Source organism: Methylorubrum thiocyanatum (genome assembly GCA_014138645.1).
GTDB classification, from domain to species: Bacteria; Pseudomonadota; Alphaproteobacteria; order Rhizobiales; family Beijerinckiaceae; genus Methylobacterium; species Methylobacterium thiocyanatum.
In genome coordinates, this window is sequence record JACJIB010000002.1 from 652,539 (window position 1) to 667,628 (window position 15,090).

The window sequence follows — 15,090 nt, forward strand, 5'->3', positions numbered from 1 at the left end:
GCAACCCATCCGTCGCCGGGAGCCTTCGATGAGCGGCGCCTCGTCCGATGCCTCGACGCTGGCCAATCCGCGTGAGCTGGATCTGGGGCTGCCGGTCAGCTACCTCGCCGAGGGGCACAGCGTGCGCTCTTGGCTGTTCACCACCGATCACAAGCGCATCGCGATCCTCTACGCGCTGTCGATCACGTTCTTCTTCTTCATCGGCGGCGCGGCCGCCACGCTGGTGCGGCTGGAGCTGTTCACGCCGCAGGGCGACGTCGTCGGGGCGGACACCTACAACAAGCTGTTCTCGCTGCACGGCATCGTCATGGTGTGGTTCTTCCTCATCCCGTCGATTCCGACGACGATGGGGAATTTCCTGCTGCCGCTGATGATCGGCGCGCGCGACCTCGCCTTCCCCAAACTCAACCTGATTTCGTGGTATCTCAACTTGGCCGGAGGGCTCCTGACGCTCGCCGCCGTGCTGGCGGGCGGCATCGACACCGGCTGGACCTTCTACGTCCCCTACTCGACGGTGTTCTCGAACACCTTCGTCACGCTCGCCGTGCTCGGCGTCTTCGTCTCCGGCTTCTCGACCATCGCCACGGGCGTCAACTTCATCGCCACGGTGCACTACCTGCGGGCCCCCGGCATGACCTGGTTCCGCCTGCCGCTCTTCGTCTGGTCGATGTACACGACGAGCCTGATCTTCGTACTCGCCACGCCGGTGCTCGCCCTGACGCTGATCCTCGTCATCGCCGAGCGGACCTTCGGCCTGCCGATCTTCGATCCGGCCCGCGGCGGCGATCCGATCCTGTTCCAGCACCTGTTCTGGTTCTACTCGCACCCGGCCGTCTACATCATGATCCTGCCGGCCATGGGCGTGATCTCGGAGGTCATCACCTGCTACGCCCGGCGGCGGATCTTCGGCTATTCCTTCATGGTCTACGCCCTGGTGGCGATCGCGGTGATCGGCTTCTTCACCTGGGGGCACCACATGTTCACCTCAGGCATGTCGCCCTTCGCCGCACTGGTCTTCTCGTTCCTGTCGTTCATCGTTGCGGTGCCCTCGGCCATCAAGGTGTTCAACTGGACCGCCACGCTCTACCGCGGCCAGATCGGCTTCGAATCGCCGATGCTCTACGCCCTCGGCTTCCTCGGCCTCTTCACCATGGGCGGGCTCACCGGCCTATTCCTGGCCTCGGTGCCGATCGACGTGCACGTGCAGGACACCTACTTCGTCGTCGCGCATTTCCACTACATCATGGTCGGTGCCTCCGTGTCGGCCTACTTCGCCGGCCTGCACTTCTGGTGGCCTAAGGTGACGGGGCGGATGTACCCCGAGAGCTGGGCGCGCTTTGCCGCCCTGCTGATGTTCTTCGGCTTCAATCTCACCTTCTTCCCGCAATTCATCGCCGGCTATCTCGGCATGCCGCGGCGCTACTATTCCTATCCGCCGGAGTTCCAGGTCTGGAACGTGCTCTCCTCCTCGGGCGCAGCGGTGCTCGCCGTCGCCTATCTGATGCCGCTCGGCTACCTGACCTGGTCGCTGTTCTACGGCAGCCGCGCCCTCAACGACCCCTGGAACGCCTCCGGCCTCGAATGGCGCACCACCTCGCCGCCGCCGCGGCAGAACTTCTTCGGCAATCCGCAGGTTCTTGCGCCGCCCTACGACTACCACCCGGAGGCGACGCCGCCGGGTGACGAGCCGCGCATCGCCGAGGAAGGGGCGCTGACGTGAGCGCGGGCGGCGACCTCCTCGACGAGACGGCCGCGCGGCACCTGCGCGAGCCCTGGGACCAACTCCGCCTCGCGGAGGGCCGCGCCTTCGCCCTTCAGCGCGCGGGGGCAACCTTCGGTATCTGGATCTTCATCGCCAGCGAAGTGCTCTTCTTCGGCGCTCTCTTCCTGCTCTACACCGCGATGCGGCTGGAGCACGCCGCCGATTTCGCCGCCGCCGCGCGCGAGACCAACATCGTCTACGGCACGCTCAACACTGCCCTCCTCCTGACCAGCGGGCTCTGCGCCGCGATCGCCTCGCAGGCCTCGGAGCGGGAAGGTTTGCGCCGCCTGACCCTCTGGTGCCTCGCCCTCACCGCCGGGCTCGGCCTCGCCTTCATGGTGGTGAAGGGGCTGGAATACCGCGAGGACATCGAGCGGCACCTCGTGCCCGGCGCCGGCTTCGCCCTGAAGGAGCGGGCGACCCAGCTCTTCTTCGGCTTCTATTGGCTCTCGACGGCAATCCACGCCATCCACCTGTCGATCGGCATCGGCCTCGTGCTGCGCCTGATCTGGAAGGAGTGGCGGGCGCCGGGTTTCCTGTTCGAGAGCCCGCAGGTCGAGGTGGCGATGCTCTACTGGGGGTTCGTCGACATGATCTGGATCGTGCTCTACCCGATGCTCTATCTCGACGGGCGCGGCGGATGAGCGGGCGCCCTCGAAAAGCCGCCGACGGAATCTGGCTGCGCGGCCTCGTCGTCTGGGCGCTGCTGCTCGCCCTTCTGGGCGCGAGCCTCGTCGCGGCCTACGCCGTGCCCGCGCCGTGGACGGCGGCGATCAACTTCGGCATCGCCGCGACCCAGGCCGGCCTCGTGGCCCTGCTGTTCATGCGGCTCGACCGGGCCGACGCCCTGGTCCGGCTCGCCGCCGCCTGCGGCCTGTTCTGGCTCGCCATCCTCTTCGTGCTGACGCTGACCGACACCCTGAGCCGTCTCGCCAACAGTTGAGTCCGCGGTATCGCCCCAGCTCATTGAACGCGACGCGGCGGAGACGGCGACGGCGTGGAGCGGATCGACCGTGTTGAACGACAGAGCAGTCGTCGCTTGATCCGTCCGGACAGGCGAGGGCCGCGCTGACGTTCGGGCCGGGCCCGTCGGGTTTGTCCAACACCGGATTGTAAACCGTGATTGCATGAAAGCGACGGTGAACAGAGTTTTTGCCTCACCAACACAGTTAATGGTTCGTCTCCAGAGCCGGTCGATTGCGAAAACACGCAGAGCGCTGGTGTCACTGACCTGCAGGCCGATCGCTTATGCAGAATTGTCCTCGATTTCTTGTGGTCGGCGGCCACGCACCGCGGTGAATTTAACATTCTTTAAGGGGCGAAACGGATCCTCGGGTGACTATGAGGACCCTCCCGATGTTGAAGATCGTTTCGGCTGTTGCCTTCAGCGCAGCTCTCATTCAGTTCGCTGCGCCCGCGAGCGCACAGGATCTGTCCGCCCTGATGGCCCGATCCGACGCGACGATGCAGGACTTCGAGAATTCGGCCCTGCGCAACACGATGAACCGCACATCGGCCAGCCTCGACACGCCCGCTCCGACCGGCATGCAAGGCAATGCCTTCTACGGCGTGCAGGACGGCCAGTATAACCGGATCGACGCGACCCAGACCGGGACCGGCAACCTGATCCGCATCACGCAGACCGGCTTGTCGAACGCGGCGGTCATGACGCAGTCGGGATCCTTCAACCAGATCATCCTGCGGCAGAGCCGCTGACACCGGACCCCGCGCGCGATCCCGCCCCGGGATCGCGTTCCACGACCGTCTTCGGAAGACACGGCGGCGCGATGCGGAGGACGGGTCAGTACCGGCTATAGTTCAGGCAGGGCGCGGCCGGGCTGAGCAGGGCGGCGCAGGGTCCTCCCACCCCGACCCTGAGGGCGCCGCCGGCTGCGGCGCGGAGTTGCGCCGTCGATAACGGTGCGTTGGCGCCGTCCGTCGCCCGCCCCGTCTTCTTCCCCTCGGCCGGAGCCTCCGGGCGCGTCGAGATCCGGGTCGTGGCCAGATCGGGCGTGCCGCCGAACAGGGAGAGGGACGTGGTGAAGGATGCGGTCTGGAGCGGCCAGCCGCTTCCGGCCGGGCGGTAAGTCGCCGTGTTCACGCCGGTGATGCTGGCGACGTAGTCCACCGTCTCCCGCGGCAGTTCCAGACGGCCGAGCAGCCACGCATCGACCCGGCCGGGCCCGGCATTGTAGGCGGCGGCGGCCAGGGCCCAGTTGCCGTAACGGAGCCGCAGATCCCGCAGAAGCTCGGCCGCCTTCGGAATCGCCTGGAAGGGATCGAACGGATCGCCGAGGCCGCGCTCGGCCGCCGTCGCAGGCATGAACTGGGCGATACCGAGCGCGCCCTTCGGGCTCACGGCGACCGGATTGAGCCCGCTCTCGCGCTTCAGCAACCGCAGCAGAAAGTCGGCCGGAACCCCGGTGCTGGCAGCGGCCTGATCGATCAGGGTCGAGATCGCGGAGACCGGAACCGTTGCCGGGCGCATGAGCGGAACGGCGGGCTCGATCCTCTCGACGATCGCCACGCCGCCGGGGCCAGTCGGCTCGATCGCGCTTGCGACCTGCATCGTCGCGGTCAGATCCAGCACCGGCATCCGGGCGCGGAGATCGGCGCGCGCCTGAGACCCCATCAAGACGCTCGCGGCGAGGGCCGGCCCGATCCATCGGTGCGCGCCGGACATGGTCTCAGTTCTTCGCGACGACGACGGCTTCCGGGACGACTTCGGCGCTCGCGCTCGCGACCGGCAGCGGCTTGTCCCGCTCGATGTATTCTTGAAGCAGGCGCTGGCCGACATCCTGATCGCGGAACTTCCAGAGTCCCTTGCGGACGCCCTCCATCAGGGTCGCGTAGACCGCCAGTTCGATGGATTCGCGGACGGCGAACTGCGTCGGCTCGTTGCGCGTCACGCCGGCATCGAACTCGAACAGCTTGTTGACCGCGACGTAGCGGAACGTGTTGGTGGAAAGTCCGATCGAGTAGATGGTTTTCGTCGTCGTGACGCTGGTCAGCACCTCGCCCGACTGGACGGAGACGATGCGCATGCCGACCGTGACCACATCGCGCCGATAGCGGATGTCGCCGCCGATGCCGAGATAGCGGGCGCCGATGCCGCCGGTGACGAAGTTGGCGTCGTAGGCGAGGATGCCGCCCTCGACCAGCAGGCCGGCGAAGCGAATCGGCGGAAGCGGCTTGGCTTGATCCTGATCGAATTCCTGGCGGGTGGCGCGGATGAGCTGCCGCTCCTGCAGGATGTTGGCGAGGCTTCCGCGCTCCACGACCCGGAACCAGCGCCCGCCGCCGGTGCGGCGCAGGGCATCGACGAGGAAGGCAGCGCCGCCCTGCGTCACGGCGCGGGAGAACTCCGCGAAGTTGTCGCTGGGCTTATTCTGCCCGGTCAGGTCCGGGAAGCTGTAGACCGCGAGATCAACGGCCTTGGCCGGGGGCGGCAGCAGGGCGAGGTCGAGCCCCGTCGGCGACGTCTCGGTGACCGAAGGCGCCTCACTGAGCGGTTCGCGCCCACCGACCGGCACGCAGCCGCCGAGACTGAGCGCGGCGGCGACCAACAGGCCGGCAGCGAGGGGACGAAGAGGGAGGGTTTCAGCCCACATCACGATCAGGATTCCGACCAAGACCAGGCTGCTTGGCGCAGCTTCCGGTCATCCTGTTGAAAGATTTGCATCGGTCGCTCGCACGCATCGATCGGACAAGGCCGCTTCACCGCGGGGCAGGGGCGACCATCGCGACGGCGTGCCCGCGTCAGGGCCCTGCCGGGACGACGACCTCTGTGTTCGTCTGCCCGTCATTGATCGTCACTCTGACGTTCGGTCCGATGCGCTCGAAGTTGATCGTCGTTCCCTGGAAGCTGAACGTGCCGCTCGGCTGCGCATTCTCCCCGAAAATTGCGCGGGTGATCTGGTTTGCGAGCGAACTGTAGAGCTGCGACTGCAATTGCTGGGCGAAGATCTGGCTCGGCGAGAGGTCGCTGAAACGTGAAAGACTGCTATTCGTGCTGAAGAGCTGCGTCTCGCGCTGCTGGCGCGCCTGAGGGATGTTCTGCGCCGAGGCCTCCGATTGCAGCCATGCCCCGTTGAGCGGGCTGCCGCCGAAAGCCGGGTTCACCGGCTGATAGATCAGGTTTCCCGCGGCGGCTGCACCGGCTGAACTCAGCAAGACGGCGAGGGCGAGCGGTAGGCACGTCTTCATGGTCAACGTCCAACTCTTTCGGAATGGAAGTGCCCGCGTCAACGGGTGCGAACCTGCATCACGGTGATGCTCTTGGCGGCGCCGGCTTGGCTCACGTCAGCCGAGAGGCCGCTGCCGAGCTGATTGACGACGACATCGCGCCCCGCCGGGAGCGTGCCGGTCGCGACGTTGCCGTTGCCGACCTGCTGCACCGCCAGACTCGTCCCCGGTCCGGAGCTCGAGGCTCCGATGACGGTGAGATCGGCTTGGTTGGCGTTGCCGACCTGCTGGAGATCGAAACGGATGGTGTTCCCATTCAGGCTGCCCTGGGCAACATTGCCCGCACCCTGCTGGACGATCCGGCCGGTATTGTCGTTCCCGATCGCTTGCAGCGCGGCGACGTTGCTCGGTCCGGTCTGGTCGATCAGCGTCACGTTACGATCGCCGGACTGCCGGTTGACGGCGACCTGACCGTTTCCGACCGCCGTCGCGCCGTCCGGGCGCAGGACCGGAATCGAGAGGCGAACGTCTCCGATCGTCGCGTACTCCACGACAACCTGGGTGGGCACCGATCCGGTGCCGACGACCGGTGTGCTGTCGAACGGCTGCGCGAACGCCAAGTTTGCAGTTACGGTGAACAGGAGCGCCGAGAAAACACCGATGATGAAAGCGTTCCGTGCTGAATGACCCGAAGCTCTGTTCATCCTTCGATTCTCCGCAGCGGCATCAACAATCCTGCAGGAGGCGTTGACGCGTGATATGTAGTATTAGACGATCTAACAGTCCGTTAAGCCACACTCCAACGGATGGTATGAAGTTTTGAACTGATCGTGGTCAATCTTCCATAGGGATGGTCCTGTCAGAGTCAACATGCCTTCCGGAGGGTTGGGCGGCCTAACGTATGATGGCTTTCTCGGCGTGACGCGGAAGTCACAGCGGCACCGGAGATCCCTCGACGTCGCCGACGCGGGTCACCTGGGACGCCCGGAGCCTCGGCATCACAATGGATCCGCAGCCTCGGGGCCGCTGCGCTCGCAGCGATAGGTGGCTTGGTCGCCGGCCTCGACGATGAGAATGGCGCGGTAGCGAGCCTGGGGCTCCATCGAAAGCGACACTCCATGCATTCGTGCGACGGCACCCGGTTCGAGGGAGAAGGCCGCCTGTTGGCTGACCTGGGTCCTCCCAGATGGGCCGTCCTTCATCACCCTGAGGCGGTAGAGGCCCCGCTGCACGCTGTTGGCCCGGATCTCGGCCAGGATCTCGACCTGCATGCCGGCGCGGTGTTCCGACAGGCTGCAGGCGAGAGGCGGCGGTGGAAGGTCGGCCGGCATCGTTCCGCCCTGCTGCGTCAGCCCATCTCCTCCTCGCGTGAGGCGGAAATGGAGAAAGGTGCAGCCCCTCGCCGAGGCGAGAGGCTGCATTCGTCTGCCTGACGGCGATTCAGCGCTGGCGGATGGTCGCGCTGTTCGAGTTGCCGGTCTGCGTGCTCAGGATGTTGCTCAGGTTGGCAGCCTGCGTCGCCGTGATCTGGTTGTAATCACCGACCTGGGCGACGGTCATGGTGCTCGCCGGGGCATTGTTCTGGGTCAGATTGGCCTTGTTCACGTTGCCGACCTGACCGAGGTAGATCCCGGAGCCGCTGGCGTTGGCCTGAAGCAGGGTCGCCACGTTGCCGGTTCCGTCAAGCTGCGTCACCTGGGCGGTCGCATAGTCGGAAGAGCGCTGCGTCACGGTTGCGGTGTCGCCGCTGCTTGCCTGCTCGACGAAGATGGTGCTGCCCGTGAGATTGCTCTGCTTCAACGTTGCGGAGTTGTTGTCTCCCCACTGGATCGCAAGGATATTGCTGCCATGCGCCTTGTTCTGCTCGCTGAACAGATCGTTGGCGTTGCCGAACTGATACGTCAGGCTCGACGAACCGGTCGAAGCGTTCTGGTTGATCCGAGCCCGGGAGTCATACCCGGTCTGCGCGATCCCGGCATACGAGTAATCCGATCCATTGGTTTGCAGGATCGAGGCTTCCGAAACCGTGCCGGTCTGCACGATGGCAGCCAGGGCACCCGCGCTGTTGATCTGCGCGACGCCGGCGAGGTTGTTGTCGCCCAGCTGTCCGATCTCGATGGCCGCACCCTTGGTCGTTCCCGACTGATAGGCTGAAGCGATTTGGAAGCTTACACCCTGCTGCCCAATGAAGATCGACGAATCGACCGCATTCCGCTGCTCCGCCAGGGCATCGAGCCTCAAGGAAGCGCCGTCCTGCTCGATCTTCACCGTGCTGAAGCGGCTATCGACCTGCTGAGAGGCTGCATAGTTATTGTCGTTGGACTGCTTGATGTCGATGCTGCTGTACTCGCCACGAGTCTGATCGGTCGCGAAGTTGTTCGTATTGCCGATCTGCTCGATGGTAAGGCTGTTGGCGTTGCCGGACTGCTTGGCCTGCGCGATGACGATATCACCCGTGCCGTTGCCGTTGTTGTTGCCTTCCTGGGTGATGTTGGCCGAGCCGTTCGTGCCCGACTGGGTCAGATCGAGGACGTTGCCCTCGCCGCTCTGGTTCGTGGTCGCGGTGTTCCACTCGGCTGCCAGAACCGGCGAGGCGATCAGGAGGGCCAGCGCGCTGACGGTCGCGATCGAAAGATGCTTCATAACGGATCCCCTTTGGTTGGTCTTCGAACCAAGAACCGGGCGGCTGCTTTTACCGGTCATCAACCGGTTCGGCCGCTTTGCCGGCTGCGTCGAGCTGTTGTTAACGAGGCGTTAAATACGAGAGGCGCGATCGAGCCGCATCCTTCATTCGAAGGATAAGATGCCGTTTTGAATGGAAACGGATCGTTTACGTTAATGTGATGGCAAAATTTGCGTCGATCCCTGCCTTTACTTCTTTAGATCCGTCCTCGATTGGCGATAGATTTGAAGCGATATCGAGCCGCACCGCATAGCATCTATTGGCTATTCATGGTGGTTTGTTCCACCTGAAGTGGTGTCACCTAAAATATCAAATGTTGCGAATTGCTTCCGTTTCACCGTCTTTGGCCGCGATTTGCTGGAAAAGACCTCATACGGTCGTTGATTGTTTTACAAACATAGAAGCCCATCGATTGCAGGTCTGCGATTTTATGCAAATCCCCATCACAGCTGCGCTTGTCGATGCGTAGTTTTCCGTTATGCGAAACCGCACTTCCGCTGTCATGGCAGAGAGTGGCGCCGGGGCATCACTGGATCTATATCGCAAATGCCACGGCTGATTGCGCTTGAAGGCTCCCATCTCGGACAGATATTGAGTATGGAGAATCGGGTTGCAGATATGCTCAGTCGAAAGAGTGAAGCCTGCATAATATGCCAGATAAGTATGCTCTGCTTGATGTTCTCGATAGAGTCGGTTCTGCCGCCGTACTGATACATTGCCGTGGGAGGACGACGGATTTCAACGTGCTCGCGCGGCGGATCATTTCGGAAGCCCCCCATGACCCGGCAGTTCCTGTTGCGGAGCCGTTCACAAGCCGGATGATCCAGAACGCACTGACGGAGCCGTTCGGCACGGTCGAACTCGAGCGTCCGCGGAGCGACCAGCGGCTGGTCTTCCAGGCGATGGACATCACGGCGATGGGTGAGCCCCATCGCCTGCTGATCCTAATCGATCTGGCGATCCGGACCGACGTCTATGCCCCCGCGCTCGAGAAGATCTTCGGGCTCACGGCGGCGGAAGGACGCTTGGCGGCGGAACTCAGCCGGGGCATCCCCCTGGCTACGATCGCGCAGAGCCGCAATGTGAGCATCACCACGCTCCGCACGCAGCTCGCGTCGATCTTTGGCAAGACCGGAACCTCGCGCCAGCCCGAGTTGGTGGCGCTGCTCTCGCGCGTCTGTCAGTTTTCGGCTGTGGCGGATGTGGTGCGATGAGGTGAACCGACCGGTGCTCACTTGCATTGCGCGCGGGTTCGTCCATCTACGGCCGCCTCGCAGTGACGGTTCGGCCGGCAAGACACCCATCGCAAGGCTTCCCGCGAGCATTTTTCGGTGCAAGGGCCTCGTCTCTCTTCGATGGGGCTTCGATCACCGCCGCTGCATTCGCATTTCGGCAACGGAGTCTGAAAATGCGCGGGACCATCCAGAAAAATGGCCGGGTACGACTGTCCGATAGTGGTTGAGGCGGAAAAACCCGGCTATGTCGGCGCTCCGCATCCCGTCTCCGGTTCGATCCGGGGAACGGGACACGGGCGGGTAAGGGGAGAGTTCGACGGATGACGCGGATTGTGGCGGGGCCTGCGGCGCACTCGGCCGTTCCCGGAGTTGGGCTCTCCTACGCCCTGGCCTGTCTCGGCTGGGCCGGGCTGTTTCTCTCCGCCGCGTCCGCCCAGGAGGCGAAGCCGGCTCCGGGAGAAGCGGCCAAGGCCGGGTGCGACGCCAACTGCGCCCGTCAGGCCATTCCGGCGGCGATCCAAGCCTGCGTGCCGGGGATCGAGCGCCAAGCGCCGACGGACTTCGAGTGGATGAACCGGCCGACCGGTACCATCTTCCAGGAAGCGGAGCCGCCGTCCGGCGCCGAAACCGTCGTGAAGTACCGCGGCGACTCGGTGCGCTTCCTCAATCCGCAGGGCCAATGGGTCCGCATCACCTATGAGTGCGAATACGACACGGCCGGAAAATCCGTCCGTGGCGTGAAGGTTCGCCTCGGGCGCATCGACGGGAAGGGCGCGAACACGGCCGCCGCCGCGCTGCCCGCCGGCTCGTCCGCTGCCGCCGCACGCCCTCCCGCTGCGACGACGTCGCCACCGCAGGTACAGGTCAAGCGGCCGCGCCCAAGCGAGCCGAGCGAGGTTGAAATTCGCCAAGTCGCGCCGTCAGCCGGGCGCTGAGTGAGATCCGGCTCGCTCGGATCGGTATCGCGGATCGGGAGGCCATCGATGCGACGAACCTTGACTGCTCTCGCCGCCCTGTCCGCGGTGGCGCCCGTGACGGCGATGGCGCAAGCCATCACCAATGTGAACGACTGCACCTTCATCACGGATCCGATCGCGGTCAGGCGCTGCATCGACGGGTTTCAGCTCCGCGGGCCGGCGGCGCAATACCCGCAATCGGCACCGATTCCGCCGATCGAAACGCCGGCCCAGGCGGAGCGCAACCAGCTCGACAGCCGAACCCCGCCGAATGCGAGCTACAAGGACTCGCCCGGATGGTTGGGGGAGAGCGGTACCCCGCCGGGCCCGCCCGCCAAGGCCTCACCCTCGAAGAGCAATGCCGCCAAGAGTTCGGCGCACGAGAACCCCGCGGCGAAGACCAACGTCATCGATCTGAACCAGTGATACGGCTCGCGCTCGATCGGAGCGGAAGCCGTAACGGCCAGCCCGCGCGGCGCTCGAGCGGAGACCCGATCTGCCACCCCGAACGGATCGATCGGTTTGAGTATGAGGACGGCTCAGACCCTCTCGCCGCCGAGTACCAACCGCAGTGAGCGGGCCAGCTCGTCGCGCCGATAGGGCTTGTTGAGCACCGGAAGTTCGCCGCGGCCGAGGACCTGGCCCTCGTCGAGATTCGCCACATAGCCCGAGGTCAGCAGGATCTTGATGTCCGGGCGCACCCGCCGCGCCTCGACGGCGAGTTGCGAGCCGTTCATCCCGCCGGGCATGACGACATCCGAGAACAGGATGTCGATGCGTTCGACGCCGTGCAGATGCTCCAGCGCCTCCGCGGCGTTGCGTGTGACGATGACCCGGTAGCGCAGTTCCTCCAGGCTCTCCACGGCCATGCCGAGAACCTGCTCGTCATCCTCGACGAGCAGCACCGTCTCGCCTTCGCCGGCCCGGCGCAGCGGGATGGCGCCGACCGGCCCTGTCCCGACCTCCTCGCCGGCCGGATCGGTCGAGCGCGGGAAGTACAGGCTCACCGTCGTGCCCCTGCCGACCTCCGTTTCGATCTGCGCGAAGCCCTTGGCGCTGCGGGTGAAGCCGTAGACCTGGCTGAGCCCGAGTCCGGTGCCCTTGCCGACCTCCTTGGTGGTGAAGAAGGGCTCGAAGACCCGCTGGAGCTTGTCCGGCGGGATCCCGCTCCCGGTATCGGCCACCGAGACGACGACGTAGGGACCCGGCGGCACGCCCCTGTCGGCGACCGTGGCGGTCCCGAGCCGGACGTTGCGGCTCGTCACCACGATCCGCGCAGGCCCGTCGCTGCCTTCCAGAGCGTCGCGCGCGTTGACGATCAGGTTCAGCACAGCCGATTCGAACTGCGCCGGGTCGATGCGAATCGGGTCCAGCGCCGGATCGAGATCGAAGGTCAGTTCGACGGCCCCCGTCGCCGCGCGCTCGGCGAGCGGGCGGAAGTCCAAGAGCAGGCGGTTCGGGTTGAGCGTCTGCGGCCGCAGCATCTGGCGGCGCGAGAAGGCGAGGAGCTGCTGGGTGAGCTGCTCGCCGCGGCGTGCCGCTCCCATCGCCGCCTCAGCCAACCGCTTCACCCGGTCGGTCTGCTCGGGGCGGCGCAGCATCATGTCGAGGCCGCCAACGATGACGGTGAGCAGGTTGTTGAAATCGTGGGCTACGCCGCCGGTGAGCTGGCCGATCGCCTCCATCTTCTGCGCTTGGCGCAGGGCCTCCTCGGTGATGTGCTGCTCGGTGCGGTCCATCAGGATGCCGGCGATGCGCAGCGGCCGGCCGTCGGCGTCGCGCTTGACCTGCCCGCGCATGGCGATCCAGCGGATCGCTCCGTCCACGCGCCGGATGCGGCATTCGAAGTCGAGCTTGCTCGTCTCAGCCACGCTCGCGAACGCCTCCGCGACGGTGTCGCGATCCTCCTCGACGACGTGATCGAGGAACGACTCGCGATCCCAGGCACGCCCGCTGCCCTCGTAGCCGAACACGGCGTCGAAGCCTGGCGAGCGGCGGTGGATGCCGGTTTCCGTATCGATGTCCCACGAACTCATGCCAGCGGCGTCGAGGGCGAAGGCCAGGGTCTCGTGGGCGGCTTCGACCTCGCGGGTCCGTTCGGCCACGCGCCGCTCGAGTTCCTCGTTGGCACGCCGAAGCTGATCCTGAGCCCGCTCCCGCTCCAGAAGGTGTTCCCGGGCTTGGTACTGGCGGCGGCGCGCGCGCAGCGACGAGACGACGGCGCTGGTCAGCGTCTCCGCGTTGATCGGACGCTCCAGCAGGACCACGTTGCCGAGCCGCTTCAGCGAATCCGCCGCGCGTTGGGTGCGCGGACCGGCCTGACGGGTCGCCAGAACGATGAAGGGAAAGTCCGACCAGGGTGGTTGCGCGTCGAGCCAACCCGAGAGGGGCTGCATGTCGCTGTCGGCCAGGGCCTCCTCGGTGACGATCGCGGACCCGGCGCCGGCCCGGAGGCAAGACACCCATTCCGTGACATCCGCGCAGACGGCGGCGGCGAGCCCGGCGCGGTCCAGCACCTGTTCGATCACCGCGGCGTCGCGTCCGCGGGGAGCCAGGATCAGAACCCGCTCCTCGGGCGACGGCATCAGGCGTCGTCCCCCGGCGCGTCCGGTCCGCGCAGCATCGCCACCCGGCCGCGATAGGCCGGCAGCCCGGTGAGCACGCCCTCGAAATCGGTCAGCGCCTCGCCGACGCGAAGCCCCTCCGCGGAGATCCGCAACTCGCGGATCGTCCGCTCGTGAACGTTGACGCGGCTCTTCACCACTGAGAGCGCGGTGCGGATCTCGCCGGCGGCCTCGAAGAAGCGGAACAGCAGGATGCAGTCGCTGAGATAGCTCAGGTCGATATCGGTGCGGACCTCGCCGACGACGCCGTGCTGGCCGAGAACCAGGAGCGTCGTCACGCCGGTCTGGTTCAGGTAGCTCAGAAGTTCGTGCATCTGCAGGACGAGATGTTCCTCGCCCGGCATCGCATGCAGGTAGGCGTTCAGGCTATCGATGGCCACGAAGGTCGAGCCGCGTTCCTCGACCGCCTCCCGGACCAGCGCCGCGAACTCGCCGGGTGACAGCTCGGCGGGGTCGATCTGCGTGAGCGTGAGCCGCCCGGCCTCGATATGCGGCGCGAGATCCATGCCGAGCATCGTGGAGCGCGCCAACACGGTCGCGAGCCCCTCATCGAAGAGGTAGTAGGTCGCCGTCTCGCCGCGTTCCAGGGCGGCCAGCATGCAGCGCACGCCTGTCGTCGTCTTGCCGACGCCGGAGGGGCCGAGCAGGAGCGTGTTGGTGCCGGGCACGAGGCCGCCGCCCAGCAACAGGTCCAGCTCGGCCGTGCCCGTGGAGCGCGCTCCGGGATCGAAGGCCGCGTGATGCTCGGCGGCGATGAGGCGCGGGAAGACCAGGATGCCGCCGGTCTCGACGACGAAATCGTGGTAGCCGCCACGGAATTTGATGCCGCGCATCTTCACGATGCGCAGGCGCCGACGTTCGGAGCCGAACTCGCGCGGCGCCTGGTCGAGAGAGATCACGCCGTGGGCGATGCTGTGAAGCTGGAGGTCGCCCGCTTCCGAGGTGCGGTCGTCGAGCATCAGCACGGTGCAGGATCGCCGGGAGAAGAATTGCTTCAGCGCCAGGATCTGGCGCCGGTAGCGCAGCGGGTTCTGCGCCAGCAGGCGCAGCTCCGAGAGGCTGTCGAACACCACGCGGTCGGGCTTGAGGCTCTCGACCCGGGCGATGACTTCGCGGACCGTCTCGCCGAGTTCGATCTCGGAAGGATGCAGGATGGATTGCTCGCTGTCCGGGTCGAGGCCCATCTCGTTGACGAGTTCGTAGAGTTCGACGCCGTCGAGCGACCAGCCATGGCTGGCGGCCGCCGCGCGCAGCTCGTCGGCCGTCTCCGACAACGTGACGTAGAGGCTGCGTTCGCCGCGTGCCGCGCCGTCGAGCAGGAACTGCAGGGCGAGTGTGGTCTTCCCGGTGCCCGGCGTCCCCTCCAGCAGATAGAGCCGGTCCGGCGTCAGGCCGCCGCAGAGAACTTCGTCCAGGCCTCTGAGGCCGGTTGAAATTCGGGTCTTCGAACCCGGTCGGGTCCCTACTCCCTCACTCATCGGCTCCGACGAAGCTCCTCTACCGTCTCGGCTTTCCCGCCGGGGGGCCGCAGCCGTCCATGCATGCTGGCGATAACACACGGCCGAAGCGGTCGCCCCATCGCCAGAAGGACATCTCTTTAACGAGGCAGTTTGCTCCCGGCTCCGCGGTCGTGGCGCGTCGGGCG

The 15,090-nt window shown here is 65.8% G+C and carries 15 protein-coding genes; 7 read left to right on the forward strand and 8 right to left on the reverse strand.

Features of this window, described 5'->3' with window-relative positions; translation table 11 throughout:
- The first annotated feature begins 28 nt into the window (after positions 1 to 28).
- From ctaD to HNR51_RS06860, 4 genes are all read left to right on the forward strand, one after another.
- Positions 29 to 1,720 carry a cytochrome c oxidase subunit I gene (ctaD, locus tag HNR51_RS06845; RefSeq protein ID WP_012451986.1) on the forward strand — a complete coding sequence of 564 codons (1,692 nt, stop codon included), beginning with the start codon at positions 29 to 31 and terminating at the stop codon, positions 1,718 to 1,720.
- Entirely contained in the window at positions 1,717 to 2,406 is a 690-nt protein-coding gene (locus HNR51_RS06850) for a cytochrome c oxidase subunit 3 (RefSeq protein ID WP_182554415.1), read from the forward strand. Before ctaD ends, HNR51_RS06850 begins: the two co-directional genes overlap by 4 nt.
- Positions 2,403 to 2,705 carry a cytochrome C oxidase subunit IV family protein gene (locus HNR51_RS06855; protein WP_182554416.1) on the forward strand — a complete coding sequence of 101 codons (303 nt, stop codon included), beginning with the start codon at positions 2,403 to 2,405 and terminating at the stop codon, positions 2,703 to 2,705. The genes HNR51_RS06850 and HNR51_RS06855 overlap by 4 nt, the downstream gene beginning before the upstream one ends.
- 500 nt (positions 2,706 to 3,205) lie before the next feature.
- Positions 3,206 to 3,478: a curlin repeat-containing protein gene (locus HNR51_RS06860; protein WP_182554417.1), complete on the forward strand. Its 273-nt coding sequence runs from the start codon at positions 3,206 to 3,208 to the stop codon at positions 3,476 to 3,478.
- An 85-nt stretch (positions 3,479 to 3,563) separates the two neighbouring features.
- On the opposite strand, the gene HNR51_RS06865 is transcribed toward HNR51_RS06860, so the two are convergent.
- The 6 genes from HNR51_RS06865 to HNR51_RS06890 form a co-directional block, all read right to left on the reverse strand.
- A complete protein-coding gene (locus HNR51_RS06865) occupies positions 3,564 to 4,394 on the reverse strand; it encodes a lytic transglycosylase domain-containing protein (protein ID WP_239681532.1) in 831 nt (276 codons plus the stop codon).
- A gap of 55 nt (positions 4,395 to 4,449) precedes the next feature.
- Entirely contained in the window at positions 4,450 to 5,373 is a 924-nt protein-coding gene (locus HNR51_RS06870; RefSeq protein ID WP_182554533.1) for a CsgG/HfaB family protein, read from the reverse strand.
- A 148-nt stretch (positions 5,374 to 5,521) separates the two neighbouring features.
- Entirely contained in the window at positions 5,522 to 5,968 is a 447-nt protein-coding gene (locus HNR51_RS06875) for a curli assembly protein CsgF (protein WP_012451992.1), read from the reverse strand.
- Between the two features lie 38 nt (positions 5,969 to 6,006).
- Positions 6,007 to 6,651, reverse strand: coding sequence for a hypothetical protein (locus HNR51_RS06880; RefSeq protein WP_182554418.1), 645 nt, complete (start codon positions 6,649 to 6,651; stop codon positions 6,007 to 6,009).
- A 294-nt stretch (positions 6,652 to 6,945) separates the two neighbouring features.
- On the reverse strand, positions 6,946 to 7,368 hold the full coding sequence (gene csgH, locus HNR51_RS06885) for a curli-like amyloid fiber formation chaperone CsgH (protein WP_306424258.1): 423 nt from the start codon (positions 7,366 to 7,368) through the stop codon (positions 6,946 to 6,948).
- A 19-nt stretch (positions 7,369 to 7,387) separates the two neighbouring features.
- Entirely contained in the window at positions 7,388 to 8,650 is a 1,263-nt protein-coding gene (locus HNR51_RS06890) for a hypothetical protein (RefSeq protein WP_182554420.1), read from the reverse strand.
- Between the two features lie 723 nt (positions 8,651 to 9,373).
- On the opposite strand from HNR51_RS06890, the gene HNR51_RS06895 reads away from it, so the two are divergent.
- The 3 genes from HNR51_RS06895 to HNR51_RS06905 all read left to right on the forward strand — a co-directional run bounded on the left by HNR51_RS06895 (position 9,374) and on the right by HNR51_RS06905 (position 11,247).
- Positions 9,374 to 9,844, forward strand: coding sequence for a helix-turn-helix transcriptional regulator (locus HNR51_RS06895; protein ID WP_182554421.1), 471 nt, complete (start codon positions 9,374 to 9,376; stop codon positions 9,842 to 9,844).
- 353 nt (positions 9,845 to 10,197) lie between these two features.
- Positions 10,198 to 10,800 (forward strand): hypothetical protein, encoded by a 603-nt coding sequence (locus HNR51_RS06900; protein ID WP_182554422.1) that lies wholly within the window; start codon positions 10,198 to 10,200, stop codon positions 10,798 to 10,800.
- A gap of 48 nt (positions 10,801 to 10,848) precedes the next feature.
- Positions 10,849 to 11,247 carry a hypothetical protein gene (locus tag HNR51_RS06905; protein WP_182554423.1) on the forward strand — a complete coding sequence of 133 codons (399 nt, stop codon included), beginning with the start codon at positions 10,849 to 10,851 and terminating at the stop codon, positions 11,245 to 11,247.
- 113 nt (positions 11,248 to 11,360) lie between these two features.
- Here the strand turns inward: HNR51_RS06905 and HNR51_RS06910 are convergent, their stop codons facing one another.
- Together HNR51_RS06910 and HNR51_RS06915 are read right to left on the reverse strand one after the other, a co-directional pair.
- On the reverse strand, positions 11,361 to 13,406 hold the full coding sequence (locus HNR51_RS06910; protein WP_182554424.1) for an ATP-binding protein: 2,046 nt from the start codon (positions 13,404 to 13,406) through the stop codon (positions 11,361 to 11,363).
- Complete coding sequence (locus HNR51_RS06915; RefSeq protein ID WP_182554425.1) at positions 13,406 to 14,923, reverse strand: ATPase domain-containing protein; 1,518 nt, start codon at positions 14,921 to 14,923, stop codon at positions 13,406 to 13,408. The genes HNR51_RS06910 and HNR51_RS06915 overlap by 1 nt, the downstream gene beginning before the upstream one ends.
- Positions 14,924 to 15,090: the final 167 nt, after the last annotated feature.

Bases quoted from the DNA above. Each gene is read 5' to 3' on its own strand.
- HNR51_RS06870 (WP_182554533.1), bottom strand. From the start codon at position 5,373: ATGTGGGCTGAAACCCTCCCTCTTCGTCCCCTCGCTGCCGGCCTGTTG.
- HNR51_RS06915 (WP_182554425.1), bottom strand. From the start codon at position 14,923: ATGAGTGAGGGAGTAGGGACCCGACCGGGTTCGAAGACCCGAATTTCA.
- HNR51_RS06890 (WP_182554420.1), bottom strand. From the start codon at position 8,650: ATGACCGGTAAAAGCAGCCGCCCGGTTCTTGGTTCGAAGACCAACCAA.
- csgH (WP_306424258.1), bottom strand. From the start codon at position 7,368: ATGCAGCCTCTCGCCTCGGCGAGGGGCTGCACCTTTCTCCATTTCCGC.
- HNR51_RS06865 (WP_239681532.1), bottom strand. From the start codon at position 4,394: ATGGGGTCTCAGGCGCGCGCCGATCTCCGCGCCCGGATGCCGGTGCTG.
- HNR51_RS06860 (WP_182554417.1), top strand. From the start codon at position 3,206: ATGGCCCGATCCGACGCGACGATGCAGGACTTCGAGAATTCGGCCCTG.
- ctaD (WP_012451986.1), top strand. From the start codon at position 29: ATGAGCGGCGCCTCGTCCGATGCCTCGACGCTGGCCAATCCGCGTGAG.
- HNR51_RS06855 (WP_182554416.1), top strand. From the start codon at position 2,403: ATGAGCGGGCGCCCTCGAAAAGCCGCCGACGGAATCTGGCTGCGCGGC.
- HNR51_RS06880 (WP_182554418.1), bottom strand. From the start codon at position 6,651: ATGAACAGAGCTTCGGGTCATTCAGCACGGAACGCTTTCATCATCGGT.
- HNR51_RS06905 (WP_182554423.1), top strand. From the start codon at position 10,849: ATGCGACGAACCTTGACTGCTCTCGCCGCCCTGTCCGCGGTGGCGCCC.
- HNR51_RS06875 (WP_012451992.1), bottom strand. From the start codon at position 5,968: ATGAAGACGTGCCTACCGCTCGCCCTCGCCGTCTTGCTGAGTTCAGCC.
- HNR51_RS06910 (WP_182554424.1), bottom strand. From the start codon at position 13,406: ATGCCGTCGCCCGAGGAGCGGGTTCTGATCCTGGCTCCCCGCGGACGC.